The organism is uncultured Amaricoccus sp., assembly GCF_937858865.1.
In the GTDB taxonomy this organism is placed as follows: Bacteria; Pseudomonadota; Alphaproteobacteria; order Rhodobacterales; family Rhodobacteraceae; genus Amaricoccus.
The window spans coordinates 1-14,465 of record NZ_CALLYO010000339.1; the positions used below are offsets into that span (position 1 = coordinate 1).

Annotated in this window: 15 protein-coding genes; 10 read left to right on the forward strand and 5 right to left on the reverse strand. The window is 71.0% G+C overall.

The window, feature by feature from the left end; translation table 11 throughout:
- The 5 genes from Q0112_RS09610 to Q0112_RS09630 form a co-directional block, all read left to right on the forward strand.
- A partial coding sequence (locus Q0112_RS09610; protein ID WP_297974483.1) for a type II toxin-antitoxin system VapC family toxin occupies nucleotides 1-365 on the forward strand: 365 nt, incomplete at its 5' end.
- 92 nt (nucleotides 366-457) lie between these two features.
- Nucleotides 458-1,390, forward strand: coding sequence for a substrate-binding domain-containing protein (locus Q0112_RS09615; protein WP_297974486.1), 933 nt, complete (start codon nucleotides 458-460; stop codon nucleotides 1,388-1,390).
- Between the two features lie 53 nt (nucleotides 1,391-1,443).
- Nucleotides 1,444-2,430 (forward strand): ABC transporter permease, encoded by a 987-nt coding sequence (locus tag Q0112_RS09620; RefSeq protein ID WP_297974488.1) that lies wholly within the window; start codon nucleotides 1,444-1,446, stop codon nucleotides 2,428-2,430.
- Nucleotides 2,431-2,433: 3 nt separating this feature from the next.
- Nucleotides 2,434-3,201: an ATP-binding cassette domain-containing protein gene (locus Q0112_RS09625; protein ID WP_297974490.1), complete on the forward strand. Its 768-nt coding sequence runs from the start codon at nucleotides 2,434-2,436 to the stop codon at nucleotides 3,199-3,201.
- An 8-nt stretch (nucleotides 3,202-3,209) separates the two neighbouring features.
- Nucleotides 3,210-4,199: a P1 family peptidase gene (locus tag Q0112_RS09630; protein ID WP_297974515.1), complete on the forward strand. Its 990-nt coding sequence runs from the start codon at nucleotides 3,210-3,212 to the stop codon at nucleotides 4,197-4,199.
- A gap of 1 nt (nucleotide 4,200) precedes the next feature.
- Here Q0112_RS09630 and Q0112_RS09635 read toward each other — a convergent pair whose 3' ends face one another.
- Genes Q0112_RS09635 through Q0112_RS09645 form a run of 3 tightly spaced genes read right to left on the reverse strand, consistent with a single transcriptional unit; the run spans nucleotide 4,201 to nucleotide 5,591 of the window.
- Nucleotides 4,201-4,332, reverse strand: coding sequence for a hypothetical protein (locus Q0112_RS09635; RefSeq protein ID WP_297974493.1), 132 nt, complete (start codon nucleotides 4,330-4,332; stop codon nucleotides 4,201-4,203).
- Nucleotides 4,329-4,556, reverse strand: a complete 228-nt coding sequence (locus tag Q0112_RS09640) for a hypothetical protein (RefSeq protein WP_297974496.1) — start codon at nucleotides 4,554-4,556, stop codon at nucleotides 4,329-4,331. Before Q0112_RS09640 ends, Q0112_RS09635 begins: the two co-directional genes overlap by 4 nt.
- A 6-nt stretch (nucleotides 4,557-4,562) precedes the next feature.
- Nucleotides 4,563-5,591, reverse strand: a complete 1,029-nt coding sequence (locus Q0112_RS09645) for a FliM/FliN family flagellar motor switch protein (RefSeq protein ID WP_297974498.1) — start codon at nucleotides 5,589-5,591, stop codon at nucleotides 4,563-4,565.
- Between the two features lie 181 nt (nucleotides 5,592-5,772).
- Here Q0112_RS09645 and Q0112_RS09650 point away from each other — a divergent pair, with 181 nt between their 5' ends.
- From Q0112_RS09650 to Q0112_RS09670, 5 genes are all read left to right on the forward strand, one after another.
- A complete protein-coding gene (locus Q0112_RS09650) occupies nucleotides 5,773-6,579 on the forward strand; it encodes a flagellar motor protein MotB (RefSeq protein ID WP_297974500.1) in 807 nt (268 codons plus the stop codon).
- Nucleotides 6,580-6,830: 251 nt separating this feature from the next.
- Complete coding sequence (locus tag Q0112_RS09655) at nucleotides 6,831-8,177, forward strand: flagellar hook protein FlgE (protein ID WP_297974502.1); 1,347 nt, start codon at nucleotides 6,831-6,833, stop codon at nucleotides 8,175-8,177.
- Between the two features lie 28 nt (nucleotides 8,178-8,205).
- Nucleotides 8,206-9,675 carry a flagellar hook-associated protein FlgK gene (flgK, locus tag Q0112_RS09660; RefSeq protein ID WP_297974505.1) on the forward strand — a complete coding sequence of 490 codons (1,470 nt, stop codon included), beginning with the start codon at nucleotides 8,206-8,208 and terminating at the stop codon, nucleotides 9,673-9,675.
- A 1-nt stretch (nucleotide 9,676) separates the two neighbouring features.
- The gene (locus tag Q0112_RS09665; RefSeq protein WP_297974508.1) at nucleotides 9,677-10,687 is read left to right on the forward strand and encodes a flagellin; all 1,011 of its coding nucleotides are present in this window, start codon (nucleotides 9,677-9,679) and stop codon (nucleotides 10,685-10,687) included.
- 8 nt (nucleotides 10,688-10,695) lie between these two features.
- Nucleotides 10,696-11,814: a flagellar basal body P-ring protein FlgI gene (locus Q0112_RS09670; protein ID WP_297974517.1), complete on the forward strand. Its 1,119-nt coding sequence runs from the start codon at nucleotides 10,696-10,698 to the stop codon at nucleotides 11,812-11,814.
- A gap of 109 nt (nucleotides 11,815-11,923) precedes the next feature.
- On the opposite strand, the gene Q0112_RS09675 is transcribed toward Q0112_RS09670, so the two are convergent.
- Complete coding sequence (locus Q0112_RS09675) at nucleotides 11,924-12,919, reverse strand: ABC transporter permease (RefSeq protein ID WP_297974512.1); 996 nt, start codon at nucleotides 12,917-12,919, stop codon at nucleotides 11,924-11,926.
- Between the two features lie 15 nt (nucleotides 12,920-12,934).
- Nucleotides 12,935-14,465, reverse strand: a 1,531-nt coding sequence (locus Q0112_RS09680; RefSeq protein WP_367278460.1) for a sugar ABC transporter ATP-binding protein, incomplete at its 5' end; no start/stop codon positions are given.

A 14,465-nucleotide genomic window follows, 5' to 3' on the forward strand; every position in this document is an offset into this window, starting at 1 on the left:
TCGTCCGCTACCTGACGGGCGATCACCCCGAGCAATCGCCGCGCGCCCGCGCCCTCATCGACGGTGCGGCGGTCTTCGTGCCGGTGACGGTCCTGCTGGAGACGGAATGGGTGCTGCGCAGCGTCCGTGGTGGCGCGACAGCGAGCGTGATCGAGGCGCTCCGCGCCTTCGGCGGGCTTCCGACCGTCACGATCGAGGATGGCGACTCGGTCGCCGTGGCGCTCGACCTCGCCGCCGGGGGCATGGATTTCGCCGACGCGCTGCATCTGAGCCGGACGCGTCACTGCGAGGCCTTCGCCACTTTCGACCGCCGTCTGGCGAAGGTCGCCCGCAGGGCCGGCTACCCGGCCGTGCGCGATGCGTGAGCGCCCGTAATCGTTGCAATCGGGGGGCGGGGGACGCAAGGTTTCGGCGGGCGGGGACGAAACCGCCGGGGACTGACCAGGGAGGAAGGGAAATGAAGGGGATAGGCGGCAGGCTGCTGGCCGGCGCCGTGGTGCTCGGCTTGAGCGCCTCGGGGGCCTGGGCGAAGACGTTCTACTGGATCTCGCACGGCTCGCCGGCCGATCCGGTCTGGACCTACTTCCTGCAGGGCGCGGAGCAGTGGGCGGCGGATACCGGCAACACGGTCAATACCTCGTTCCACAACGGCGACGTGGCGAGCCATCAGGAGGCGGTGCGCGCGGCGATCTCGGCCAGCGCGGACGGGATCGTCACCACCTCGCCGGATCCGGGGAGCCTGGTCGAGGTGGCCGGGGAGGCGGTCGAGGCCGGGATCCCGATCATCAACTTCAACACGCCGGACCCGACGGCGCCGTTCGACGCCTATGTCGGCGGCGACAATGTGGTCTTCGGGCGGAACTGGGCGCAGTACCTGGTCGACAAGGGGCTGGTGAAGGAAGGGGACTTCGTCTGGATGCCGGTCGAGGTGCCGGGCGCCACCTACGGGGTGCAGGAGGAGGAGGGGATCAAGTCGGTCTTCGAGCCGCTCGGGATCACCTACGAGGTGACCGACGCGACGCTGGACCAGGCGGAGATCATCACGCGGATGTCGGACTATCTGACCGCGAATCGCGACAGGATCTCGGCGATCATCGGGCTGGGCGATCTCGTGACCGGGTCGATCAAGCGGGTCTTCGACCAGGTCGGCGTGGCGGCGGGGGACATTCCGGTGGTGGGCTGGGGCAATTCGCTCGACACCACCCAGGAGGTGCTCGAGGGCTACGTCAACGCGGCGCAGTGGCAGGATCCGCAGGCGACCTCCTATGTGGCGCTCTCGCTCGCCAACATGGAGGCGGGGGGCATCCCGGCCGGGTTCGACGTCATCACCGGTGCGCTCTACGAGAAGGACCAGGCGCAGCTCTACGACGACATCCTGTCGGGCAACTGACCTGACGCCGGGAGGGACCGGGCCGCCGGTCCCTCGCCAACGCCGGAGACGCCGTGCAGAGACAATCCTTCCTCCAGCGCCTGGTGGCGATGCCGGAGTTCGGGCCGCTGGTGCTGCTCATCGCAGAGATCGCCGTCTTCACCGCGATCAACCCCTCGTTCCTCTCGCCGCTCAACGTGTCGAACACGCTGACCTTCACGGTGGAGCTCGGGCTGATCGCGCTCGCGATGACGCTCCTGATGACGGCGGGGGAGTTCGACCTGTCGGTGGGGTCGGTCTTCGGCTTCGCGCCGGTGCTGATGTGGACGCTCTTCAACAGCGGCGTGGCCCCGCTCGAGATCTCGTTCCTGATCGCCATGCTGGCGGCGGTGGGGATCGGCCTCTTCAGCGGCTTCTTCGTGACGCGGCTGAAGATCCCCTCCTTCCTCGTCACGCTCGGCATGCTGCTGGTGGTGCGGGGGACGGCGCTCTACATCACCGACGGCTTCCCGCAGCGGACGTGGAACGCGGCCGGGCACTGGCTGGCGACGGCGCTGGTCGGGGACTTCCACGTCGGGCCGTTCCGCATCTACGCCTCGCTCTTCTGGTTCGTCGCCGCGGCGCTGGTCCTCGGCTACGTGCTGACGCGCTCGAAGGCGGGCAACTGGATCCAGGCGTCGGGCGGCAACCCGCAGGCGGCGGCGGCGCGCGGGGTGAAGGTGGGGCGGACCAAGGTCGCGCTCTTCGTGCTGACCGCGGTGATGGCGGCCTTCGCCGGGATGATCTCGTCGATCCGCACCTCGGCGGCGAACCCGAACAGCGGCATGGGCTACGAGCTCGAGGTCATCGCCATGGTGGTGATCGGCGGCACGGTGCTGACCGGCGGGCGGGGGACGATCCTCGGGACGGTGATCGGCATCCTGATCCTCAGGGTGATGCGCAACGGCATCGTGCTGATCGGAGTGCCGGGCTTGGCGTACAACATCTTCATCGGGGCGATCATCCTCGGGATGATGGCGCTGCACTCCTGGCTCGAGCGGCGGCACAACGCGGGGGTCTGAGGCATGGCCGACCTGATCCGCATGGTGGGGATCACCAAATACTACGGGCGGGTGCGCGCGCTCGAGGACGTGGACTTCTCGGTGCGCGAGCAGGAGATCGTCGGGCTTCTCGGCGACAACGGAGCGGGCAAGTCGACGCTGATCAAGGTCCTGTCGGGCGCGGTGCCGGTGACGAGCGGGGAGATCTGGGTCCGCGGGGAGAAGGCCGAGATCCGCAGCACGACGGACGCCATCCGCTACGGGATCGAGACGATCTACCAGGACTCGGCGCTGGTGACGCAGCTCTCGATCGCGCGGAACCTGTTTCTCGGGCGGGAGCCGGTGAAGGGGCCGCGCTGGCTCGGGCGGATGGATCTGGCGGCGATGAACGAGGTGGCGAGCGGGCTGCTGCGCAAGGTGGGGATCGAGAAGCGGATCCCGCCGGAGACGCCGATCGCGGCGCTCTCGGGCGGCGAGCGGCAGGCGGTGGCGATCGCGCGGGCGATGCATTTCGACAGCGACCTCATCGTCCTCGACGAGCCGACGAACAACCTCGGGGTGGCGGAGACGCAAGGGGTGCTGAACTTCGTGCGCGGGGCGCGGGCCTCGGGGCATTCCTGCATCTTCATCGCCCACAACATCCACCACGTCTTCCAGGTGGTGGACCGGATCGTGGTGATGCGGCGGGGGCGGGTGGTGGCGGACGACATCGATCCGAAGGCGAGCTCGGTCGAGGCGGTGGAGCAGGTCATCACCGGCATGACGGCCGAGGGCGTGCCGGTCGGGGAGTGAGCTGGGTGCTGCGGCCCGGGGCGCGCAACCTCGTCACCGACGTGCCGGGGGTTCTGGTCGGGAACGCCGGGGATGCGCGGCTGAAGTCGGGGGTGACGGTGCTGACCTCGGACGCGCCCTTCGTGGCGGCGGTCGACGTGCGGGGCGGGGCGCCGGGGACGCGGGAGACCGATCTCCTCGCGCCCGGGCGGCTCGTCGCGGCGGTCGATGCGCTGGTGCTGGCGGGGGGCTCGGCCTTCGGGCTCGAGGCGGCGGGCGGGGTGATGGACGCCCTGCGGGCGCAGGGGCGCGGGTTCCGGGCCGGGCCGGCGCTGGTGCCGATCGTGCCGGCGGCGATCCTCTTCGACCTGGCGAACGGGGGCGAGAAGGGGTGGACGGCCAACCCCTATCCTGCGCTCGGGGCGGCGGCCTTCGCGGCGGCGGGGGAGGATTTCGCCATCGGGACGGCCGGGGCGGGGACCGGGGCGATGACGGCGACGCTGATGGGCGGGCTCGGCTCGGCCTCGCTCGTGACCGAGGCGGGTGCGACGGTGGGGGCGCTGGTCGCGGTCAACGCCTTCGGCAGCGTCTGCGTGCCGGGCGAGCGGGCGTTCCTCGCCGGGGCATGGGAGATCGGGGCGGAGTTCGGCGGGCTCGGGGCGAGCGCGACGCGGGTTCCGCATGTCGCGCCGGCGCCGGGGAAGCCGGGGCCGCTGGCGGGGAACACGACGATCGGGGTGGTGGCGACGGACGCGGCGCTCGACAAGGCGGGGGCGCGGCGGCTGGCGGAGGTGGCGCACGACGGGATGGCGCGGGCGATCTGGCCGGCGCATACGGCCTTCGACGGGGATCTGGTCTTCGGGGTCTCGACCGGGCGGCGCCCGCTGGCCGGCGACATGGAGGAGGTGGGGCTCGGGCAGGCGGCGGCGCACTGCCTGGCCCGGGCGATCGCGCGCGCGGTCTGGGCGGCGCGGCCGGCGGCGGGGAACCTGCTGCCCTGCTGGTGCGAGGGGGAGTAGGCTATTCGGCGGGCGCGTTGCGCCTGGTGTCGTCCTTCCGGAGGGAACGGTCGTGTAGGTAGGCACCGGTCAGGCCGACGGCCACGACGATGGCGGGCATCACCACTCCGAAGATGAACCATCCGACGGTCATGTCCGCAGTCCTCCGAGCGTCCGCCTTGCGCGCAAATGTAGCACGATCGCGGCGAGAAACCATCCGATCAACGAGACGATGAGACCGAGCGAGAACTGCGGGGCCGCGACGTGGGACACTGCGGCGAGAGGAGCGAGGACGCCAACCGCGAGGCAGGCGGTCGAGGCCCGGTCGAGGGCGTTGGCGAGAAGCTTGGTGCGCTCGTTCGCGATGGTGGAGGGCATGGGGCGTCAGGGGGCCGCCTCGGGCTCCGGGGCTTCGATGGTGGCGGGCGGGGGCTCGGGGGGGGCTAGGTCGGCGGTGGGGCGGAGGGCGCGCTCGATGTGGGCGGTGACGCGGCGGTCGGGGGGCGTGGTGAGCTTGATGACCTTGTTGTCGAGGTAGACGCCGAGGCGGCCCTGGGCGAGGAGCGCGGTGCGGCCGCCGGGCTGGGGGATGGCGAGGCGGATCTCCTCGACCGCCTGGCGGGGGATCTCGATGACCTGGCCGACCGAGAGGCCCTGCAGCGCGGCGAGGCTGAGGGTCTGGCGGTGGAGGACGGCGTCGACCGGAACCGGCGCGGCGGCGGCGGCGCGGCGCATCAGCGTCTTCCAGAGGTCGTTCGGGCGGTCGCGCGCGGCCTGGACGTTGCGGGCCTGCACCGAGGCGCGGATGACGTCGAGGGCGGAGAGCGGCAGCACGAGGGCGAGGCGGCCGTGGCGGCCGGCCTCGCCGAGCAGGAGCTTCATGCCGAAGACCATGACGTCGATATAGTCGGGGGCGAGGCGGAGCTGCGAGAGGGTCTGGCGCAGGTCGCGGATCGAGAGCCCCTTGGTCAGCGGGTGGCCGAGGTTGGCGCCGATGGCGTGGGCGAAGGCGGCAAGGATGGCGTCGAGATGGAGCCGGCAGAGCGCCATGTCGATGGCGGTGAAGGGGCGGGCGAGCGGCGCCGGCGCCTGGGCCGGGTCGCCGCCGAGGGTGAGGTCGACGAGGTGGTAGGCGAGGTCGGGCTCGATGGCGACGAGGCCGGGCGTGTCGGCGTCCTCGACGTCCACGAGGCCGAGGACGGCGGGGCCGGCGAAGGGCGCGGTGGCGTCGGCGAGCTTGGCGATCCGCACCCCGTCGACGGCGGTGGCGACAACGGTCTTGACCATCAGGCGGAGGCGGTCCTCGACGCCGCGGGCGAAACTCTCGCCGAGGAGCTCGGTCTCGGCCAGCGGCGAGCGGGCGAGGCCGCCGTGGCGGAGCTTCTGGGACAGGACGTTGCCGGAGGGGGGCATCCGGGGGCGGGCCTCGCGGAGGGACGGTCGGGCGCGAGTGTCGGCGGCAATCGTTACCGGAATCTGAACGGCTTGGCTGCAATGCGAGGGAAATCCCCGGCCGCCGGCGCGGCGCGGTAATCCCGGGTTCAGCATTCTGCGCCTATCTCCGATGGCCGGGGAAAATCGGGGGGCCGCGTTCATGGACCGCAAGGCGGGCAGCGTCATCATCGTCAAGCGCAAGACGGTGATCGAAGGCGGGCATCACGGCGGCGCCTGGAAGGTCGCCTATGCCGACTTCGTGACGGCGATGATGGCCTTCTTCCTGCTGATGTGGCTGCTCAGCACGACCGACGAGCAGACCCGCCTCGGCCTCGCCGACTATTTCAGCCCGACGATCCCGATCCACGAGAGCCGCTCGGGCGGCGACGGCCCGTTCGACGGCAACTCGATGTTCAGCCAGGACGTGCTCTCCCAGGACGAGACCGGGCAGACCGGCGACCCCGAGACGACGGACGTGCCCGGCATCGAGGATGCGAGCCTCTTCGAGGTCGAGCAGCAGCTCCTCGGCGGCAGCGGCGACGCGATGGAGGCCGATCCGCTGCTGCAGCACATCCGCACCCGGGTGACCGACGAGGGGCTGATCATCGAGGTCTTCGACATCGAGGGCTCGCCGCTCTTCGACGGGCCGACGGCGGAGCCCGAGCCGATCTTCGAGGAGCTGGTGCGGATGATCGGGCGCGTGCTCGCGCGCACGGTCAATCCGGTCGCGGTCGCCGGGCATCTCGCGTCCGGGGACGTGGGGCGGGACGGGCCGGACCCCTGGCGGCTCTCCTCCGACCGGGCGCAGCTGACCCGCGTGTTCCTCGAGGGTGCGGGCGTGGCCGACGCGCGGATCGCGCGTGTGACCGGCAAGTCCGACCGCGGCCCCGTGGCCGACGATCCGCGCGACGCGCGCAACCGCCGGGTGGAGATCACGCTGCTGCGCCGGTTCGACGCGGGCGCGTAGCGGCGGGTCTGCCGAGCGGCATCCCGGGGAGGCGCTGGCGGCATCTGCCGCCACGGCTCGGCGGCGGCTCGGCGCCGTCCGGCCCGGTCCCATGGTGCCGGCGCGGCGCCGGTCCGATCAATCGGATTTTTGGGTTTTTCTGGGCCGTGGCCGGAAGGGGCGGGGACGGGCGTTAGGCTCATCTTAAGCCCCGCCGTCCCAAGCATGCCGGTGAGGGCCTGCGGGCCGCCCTTCACGGACAAGGACTGAGCATGGGAATTTCCTCGTCGTTGAACGCCGGCGTCTCGGGGCTGAATGCGAACGCCAACAAGCTCGCGACCATCTCCGACAATATCGCGAACTCGCAGACCTACGGCTACAAGCGGGCGGACGTGGACTTCTCCTCGCTGACCGTCGCCGACGCGAAGTCGCCGAACACCGTGGGCGGCGGGCGCTGGTTCACCGCCGGCGGGGTCAAGACGAACGCGATCTGGGACGTGGACGCCAAGGGGGCGCTGGCCCAGACGACGAACGCGACCGACCTCGCCATCACCGGGAGGGGCTTCCTGCCGGTCAGCACCACGGCGGCGATCGGGCAGACGACGGCCGAGATGCCGTTCATGCTGACGACGACGGGCTCCTTCTCGACCAACGCGCAGGGGTATCTCACCACGCCCTCGGGGCTGGTGCTGCTCGGCTGGCCGGCGGACGCCAACGGCGTCGTCGCCTCGCAGCCGCGCGACACGGTGAGCGGGCTCGAGCCGGTCAGGGTCAACCTCTCCTCGGTGGCGGTGCAGCCGACCTCGAACATCACGCTCAACGTCAACCTGCCGACGAGCGACGTGGAGGCGGGGGCGAGCGGCGATCCGCGGGTGGTGACGGTCGAGTATTTCGACAATGTCGGCGGCTCGCAGACGGTGACCGCGACCTTCACCCCGACGGTGCCGGCGACGGGCGACCCGCGGAGCAACACCTGGACGCTGCAGCTGACCGACAACGCCACCGGGCAGTCGGCCGGAACCTACGAGATCGTCTTCAGCGACGCGCCGCCGAACGCCGGCGGGATCGCGAGCGTCACCGGGCCGACCGGCGGCACGCTGGCCACCACCTACGACCCGGCGACCGGGAACATGGTGCTGAACCTCGGCAGCCAGGAGATCACCATCGGCCTCGGCTCGACCAGCCCGACCGGGCCGCAGCACCTGTCGCAGCTCACCTCGACCTTCTCCTCGGTCGGCGTCAGCCACGACGGCGCGGGGGCGGGGACCTTCACCGGGCTCTCGATCGACGAGAAGGGGTTTCTCCACGCCACCTATTCGAGCGGCTTCTCGAAGGTCGTCTACCAGATCCCGGTCGCCGACGTACCGAACCCGAACGGGCTCAAGGTACTCGACAATCAGTGCTTCGCCATCTCGCAGGCCTCGGGGTCGATGTTCCTCTGGAACGCGGGCGACGGGCCGACGGGCGGGATCGAGGGCTATGCGCGCGAGCAGTCGACGACCGACATCGCCAACGAGCTGACCCAGCTGATCCAGACCCAGCGGGCCTATTCGTCGAACGCCAAGATCATCCAGACCGTCGACGAGATGCTGCAGGAAACCACCAACCTGAAGCGCTGACGGCGCGGGCTGAGCAAGGGAGCGGCAGATGGGTATCTCGAGCGCGCTGAACAACGCGGCCTCCGGCCTCGCCGCCTCCTCGCGGCTGGCCGACACCATCTCCAACAACGTGGCGAACGCCATGACCGTCGGCTACGCCAGGCGCACCACCGAGCTCTCCTCGCTCACCGCGGGCGGCTACGGCAGCGGCGTGAAGGTCACCGGCACCTACCGCGCCGAGAACGCCTACCTGACCTCCGAGCGGCGCGCGCTCGACGCACAGACGGGGGCGTCCGGGACCATCGCCGATACCTACGAGCGGATCATGGCGGTCGTCGGCGAGGCCGGCGCCGACAGCTCGCTCTCGACGCTCGCCACCGCGCTCGAGACGACGCTGATGTCGGCGACCGCCTCGCCGCAGTCGACCACCAAGCTGACGGACGCGGTGACGGCGGCGAAGAACCTCGCCGACGCTCTCAACCGGGTGTCGGACGAGAACTCGCGCATCCGCACCGAGGCGGATGCCGAGATCGCCCGGCAGGTGGGCCAGGTCAACGACACGCTGCACGCCATCGACGACATCAACAAGAAGATCGCGACGCTCGCGCCGAAGGGGGTGGACGTCACCAGCCTCCAGGACGAGAGGAACCGGCTGATCGACGGCATCTCCGCGATCATCCCGGTCAAGGTGGCCAAGCGCGACGGCGACCAGGTGGCGCTCTACTCGCAGAACGGCGGGCTCCTGCTCGACGGCCAGGTCTACGAGCTGAAGTTCACCCAGGCGCCCAACGTGGTGACCGCCGAGATGTCGCTCGGGTCGCCGCTCGGCGGCCTCAGCCAGGACCTGCATGCGGCCTCGGGTCCCGTGGCCGTCGCGGCGGGCACCGGCAGCGGGCTCTTCGACGGCGGCACGCTCGGCGCCCTCTTCGAGGTGCGCGACAGCATCGTGCCCGAGGTCGACGCCGAGATGGACCGCTACGCCAACGACCTGATCGAGCGTTTCCGCGACCTGATGCCCGCGACCTGGCTCGACGCCTCCGGCGAGGGGCTCTTCGTCGACGGCAGCGGCAGCGGCTCGGCCACCGGCCTCGCGGGGCGGATCGAGGTGAATGCCGCGGTGGACGCCAGCGCCGGCGGCGCGGCCTGGCGGCTGCGCGACGGGCTCTCGGCGGCGACGGCCGGCGCGGAGGGGAACGGCGTCAACCTGCAGGCGCTCGCGGACGCCATGGGGGCGGCGCGCCAGCCCATCGGCTTCATCTCGCAGAGCGCCAACGCCGGCGGTGCGCTGATGGCCTCGGAGATCTCCTCCTTCCTCGCCGGGCGGAGCGCCCGCAGCGACGACAGCCGCGCCTACCTCACCGCGCGCCAGTCGGCGCTGGTCGAGCAGGAGGTCGGCGAGACGGGGGTGAATACCGACAGCGAGCTCGCGTCGCTGACGCTGGTGGAGCAGGCCTATGCCGCGAACGCCAGGGTGCTCTCGGTGATCGACGACCTGATGCGGCTTCTGCTGGAGATATGAGATGCGCGTGACCGGAGGTTCTGATCTCGCCCGGATGCAGGCCCTGCAGAAGCAGGCGCTCGCCACCCGCGACCGCCTCGACACGGCGGCGACGGAGATGACGACCAACCTGAAGTCGAGCCGCTTCGACGCGACCGGGGGCAACCTGACCCGTCTCTTCGCGCTGGAGCGCTCGCTCGACCGCAACGCGGTCTTCAGCGACAACATCACGCTGACCGAGCTGCGCCTCGACACGATGCAGGCGACCTTCGGGCAGATCCAGACGGCGCTCGAGGATCTGTCGATCGACATGGTCTCCGCCACGTCGCTGGGCGACTATTCCGCCGCCATGCGGCACGCGACCACGGCGCGCAGCGACTTCGCCGCCACCGTCGGCCAGCTCAACGGGCAGGTCGCCGGGCAGTCGCTCTTCGCCGGCACCACGACCGACCGGCCGGCGCTCGCCGCGGCGGATGCGCTCCTCGCCGACCTCGACGCGCTCGCTGCCGGCTCGGCCGACGCCGCCGCGGCGATCGCCGCGATCGACGACTATTTCGCCAAGCCTGCGGGCGCCTTCTACACCTCGGGATACGTCGGCTCGACCGACGATCTGACGGCGGTGGCGATCGGCGAGGGCCAGCGGGTCGACTATGGGATCCGCGCGGACCAGGAGGAACTCGTCGCCGTGCTGCGCGCCCAGGCGATGGCGGCGGTGGTGGCCGGCGGCGCCTTCGCTGGCGACCAGGCCGGGCAGATGGCGATGCTGTCGGAGGCGGGCGACCGGCTCCTCGCCGCGAAGGAGGGCATCCTCGACCTGCGCTCGGCCGTCGGCAGCCAGCAGGAGCAGGTTGAGACCGCCAAGGCGCAGCGGGTGTCCGAGCACGACACGCTCGATCTGGCGCGCTCGAAGCTCATGGCGACCGATCCGGTCGAGGCGGCTTCGGCCTACCAGGCGCTCGAGGTCCAGCTCGAGGCGATCTACACGGTGACCGCCCGGCTGGCCGGGCTGCGCTTCGTCAACTACATGCGCTGACCTCGATGATGCGTCCCCTCGCGCTCCTGCTTCTGCCGCTTCTCGTCCTCTGGTTCGGGGGGCTCCCTTCCCCCGGGGCCGCCTCGCCGGCGCGGATCAAGGATCTCGTCGAGGTGGACGGGGTGCGGGGCAACGACCTGCTCGGCTACGGACTGGTGGTGGGGCTGAACAATACTGGCGACAGCCTGCGCAACTCGCCCTTCACCGAGGATGCGATCGTCAACCTGCTCGAGCGGCTCGGGGTCAACGTGACCGGCGAGCAGATCCGGGCGCGGAACGTGGCGGCGGTGCTGGTGACGGCGGCGCTGCCGCCGTTCGCGCGGGCGGGGAGCCAGGTCGACGTGACGGTCTCGGCGATCGGCGACGCGAAGAGCCTGTTGGGTGGGACGCTGGTGATGACGCCGCTGAACGCGGCGGACGGGCAGATCTATGCGGTGGCGCAGGGGTCGATCATCGCCGGGGGTGTGGTCGCGGAGGGGCAGGCGGAGACGGTGACGCAGGGGGTGCCGACGGCGGGGCTGATCCCGGGCGGGGCGCGGGTCGAGCGCGAGGTCGCGTTCGACTTCACCCAGGTCAGGAACATGCGGCTGGCGCTCAGGAACCCGGACTTCACCACCGCGGCGCGGATCGAGGCGGTGATCAACCGGGACGTGGGGGCGCGGATCGCGCGGATGCTCGATTCCGGCACGGTGGAGCTCGACCTCGCGGCGGTCGGGGTCGATCAGCCGGCGCGGCTGATGGCGCAGATCGAGAATATCGAGGTCGACACCTCGACCCGGGCGCGGGTGGTGGTGGACCAGCGGTCGGGGACGATCATCCTCGGCAACGACGTGCGGATCAGCCGGGTGGCGGTGACGCAGGGGAACCTGACGCTGAGGGTGGAGGAGACGCCGCTGGTGGTGCAGCCGAACCCCTTCGCCGAGGGGCAGACGGTGGTGATCCCGCGCACCGACGCCTCGATCGAGGAGAATCCGGGCAACGGGCTCGCCATCGTCGACAACTCGGTCTCGCTGCCGCAGGTGGTCGAGGGGCTGAACGCGCTCGGGGTCTCGGCACGGGACATGATCGACATCCTGAAGTCGATCAAGGCGGCGGGCGCGCTGCATGCGGAGTTCGTCGTCCAGTAGGCCGCCGCGCGGCGTGTCTTGCGTTCCAGACCTTGCTTACCGGTTAATCCCGGGGGAAATCTACTTCCACTTCAATGCCTTGTCCGCTGTCTTGCGCGCAAGGCAGCGGCTACGCCGGGGCCTTGGCCTCCGCGCCCGCTTCCTGCACCACGCTCGCCGCCCGGCGCCGGCGGTAGCGGTCGAACTGCTGGTCGGCGAGGACGCCGATCAGGATGACCGACCCCATGACGGCGAAGTTGAGCGAGCTCGGGATGCCGAGCAGGTTGACGAGGTTCTGCAGCACCTGCAGCAGCACGGCACCGAGGACGACGCCGATGATCGACCCCTCGCCGCCGCGCAGGGAGAAGCCGCCGAGGACCGCGGCGGCGATGGCGTAGAGCTCGTAGAAGTTGCCGTGCGAGGAGGGCGAGATCGAGCGGGTGTACATGGCGAAGAAGATCGCCGCCACCGCGGTCAGCACGGCGCAGATCACGTAGGCCGAAACGATGACCCGCGCCGTGGGGACGCCGGCATAGCGCGCCGCCTCCTCGTTGCGCCCGACGGCGTAGAGGTAGCGCCCGAAGACCGAGCGGTGCAGCACCACCCACATGACCGCGGCGATCACCAGCATGGCGAAGAAGGAATGCGGCACGCCGAAGCTGCGGCCGGTCGTCAGCCACTCGAGGGTGGGGAAGGTCTGGCCGAAGACGAAGCCGACGGTGCCGTCGGCGGTATAGAAGCGGGCGACGCCGCGGTAGATGAGCAGCCCGCAGAGGGTGACGATGAAGGGCTGCATGTCGAGCCGGGTGATGAGCAGCCCGTGTGCCAGCCCGATCACCGCCCCGAGCGCCAGCATCAGCCCGATCGCCATCGGCCAGGGCACGCCGTAGGTGACGATGAGGTCGACGAAGAGCACCCCGAGCAGCGCGATGACCGAGCCGACCGAGAGCTCGATGCCGCCGGTGATGATGACGAAGGCCTGGCCGATGGCGAAGATGCCGAAGAGCCCGACGAGGTTCGCGGTGTTGGCGAGGTTCACCGGCGAGAGGAAGCGCGGGTTGATGAAGGCGACGATTGCCCCCACCACCACGATCAGGACCAGCAGCCCGAAGTCCTTCTTCTGCATCAATGCGCCCCGCGCCTATGCCACATGTCCCACCGCCAGCTCGAGCACCCGGTGCTCGGAGAACTGCCCGCGCTCCAGGATGCCGCTGATCGCGCCCTCGTGCATCACCGCGATGCGGTCGCTGACCCCGATCACCTCCTCCATGTCGCTCGAGATCATCAGGATCGCGACGCCGGCGTCGGCCAGCCCGCGCATCAGGTCGTAGATCTCGCGCTTGGCGCCCACGTCGATGCCGCGGGTCGGTTCGTCGAAGATGATGGCGTGCGGCCGCATGGCGAGCCACTTGGCGAGCACCACCTTCTGCTGGTTGCCGCCCGAGAGCGACATCACCGGCGTCGCCACGCCCGGCGCGCGGATGGCGAGGCGCCGCCGCTCGGCGAGGGCGAGCTTCTCCTCCGCCGCCCGGTCGACGAGGCCGCCCCTGGCGAGCGCCGCGAGCTGCGGCAGCGAGATGTTCTCGGCGATGGTGAGGTCGAGCAGGACGCCGCTCGCCTTGCGGTCCTCGGGCACGAGGTAGATGCCGCGGGCGATCGCGTCGCGCGGCGAGGCGATGGCGACCGGCTGGCCGGCGAGGCGGACGGTGCCGGCGAGCAGCGGGTCGATGCCGAAGACGGCGCGGGCGAGCTCGGTGCGCCCGGCGCCGATCAGCCCGGCGAGGCCGAGGATCTCGCCGCGGCGGACGGCGAGTTCGACCTCGCGGCCGGGGTAGGTCGCTGTGCGGGCGCCGGAAATCTCCAGGATCGGCGCGCCGGGCGGCGCGGCCGGCGGGCGGTAGATCGACTTGAGCTCGCGGCCGATCATCAGCCGGATCATCGCGGCGGGGGAGATCTCGTCCTCGGCGAGATGGCCGACCAGGCGGCCGTCGCGCAGCACCACCACCCGGTCGGCGCAGGCGGTGACCTCGTCGAGCCGGTGCGAGATGAAGATGACGCTGACCCCCGAGGCCCTGAGGTCGGCGATGACGCGGAGCAGCCGGTCGGTCTCGGAGAGGGTGAGGCTCGAGGTCGGCTCGTCCATGATGACGAGGCGCGAGTCGAGCGAGAGCGCCTTGGCGATCTCGACCAGCTGGCGCTGGGCGAGCGAGAGGCCGGAGACCGGCGTGCCGGGGCGGAAGTCGACCCCGAGGCGCGCGAAGAGCGGCGCCGCGGCGGCGGCGAGCCGCGCCCGGTCGACCAGGCGCAGCGGGCCGCCGCGGAGCGGTTCTCGGCCGATGAAGACGTTGGCCGCCGCGTCGAGATTGTCGAAGAGGTTGAGCTCCTGGTGGACGAAGGCGATGCCGGCGGCGATGGCGCCGGCGATCGTCATGGCGCCGCGCTCCGCACCGTCGACGCGGATCGAGCCGGCCGTCGGCGTGGCGACCCCACCGAGGATCTTCATCAGCGTCGACTTGCCGGCGCCGTTCTCGCCGACGAGGCCGATGACCTCGCCGGGATGGACGGCGAGGCTCACGCCGGCGAGCGCGACCACGCCGGGGTAGGTCTTGCCGATGTCGAGGAGCTCGAGAAAGGGCCCTGCCATGCACGCACCGCGGCTTGCCGGCGCGGGG

What these genes read in the sequence shown, in the direction of transcription:
- Q0112_RS09625 (WP_297974490.1), top strand. Translation starts at nt 2,434, where the DNA reads ATGGCCGACCTGATCCGCATGGTGGGGATCACCAAATACTACGGGCGG.
- flgK (WP_297974505.1), top strand. Translation starts at nt 8,206, where the DNA reads ATGGGTATCTCGAGCGCGCTGAACAACGCGGCCTCCGGCCTCGCCGCC.
- Q0112_RS09675 (WP_297974512.1), bottom strand. Translation starts at nt 12,919, where the DNA reads ATGCAGAAGAAGGACTTCGGGCTGCTGGTCCTGATCGTGGTGGTGGGG.
- Q0112_RS09655 (WP_297974502.1), top strand. Translation starts at nt 6,831, where the DNA reads ATGGGAATTTCCTCGTCGTTGAACGCCGGCGTCTCGGGGCTGAATGCG.
- Q0112_RS09665 (WP_297974508.1), top strand. Translation starts at nt 9,677, where the DNA reads ATGCGCGTGACCGGAGGTTCTGATCTCGCCCGGATGCAGGCCCTGCAG.
- Q0112_RS09615 (WP_297974486.1), top strand. Translation starts at nt 458, where the DNA reads ATGAAGGGGATAGGCGGCAGGCTGCTGGCCGGCGCCGTGGTGCTCGGC.
- Q0112_RS09640 (WP_297974496.1), bottom strand. Translation starts at nt 4,556, where the DNA reads ATGCCCTCCACCATCGCGAACGAGCGCACCAAGCTTCTCGCCAACGCC.
- Q0112_RS09635 (WP_297974493.1), bottom strand. Translation starts at nt 4,332, where the DNA reads ATGACCGTCGGATGGTTCATCTTCGGAGTGGTGATGCCCGCCATCGTC.
- Q0112_RS09645 (WP_297974498.1), bottom strand. Translation starts at nt 5,591, where the DNA reads ATGCCCCCCTCCGGCAACGTCCTGTCCCAGAAGCTCCGCCACGGCGGC.
- Q0112_RS09670 (WP_297974517.1), top strand. Translation starts at nt 10,696, where the DNA reads ATGCGTCCCCTCGCGCTCCTGCTTCTGCCGCTTCTCGTCCTCTGGTTC.
- Q0112_RS09650 (WP_297974500.1), top strand. Translation starts at nt 5,773, where the DNA reads ATGGACCGCAAGGCGGGCAGCGTCATCATCGTCAAGCGCAAGACGGTG.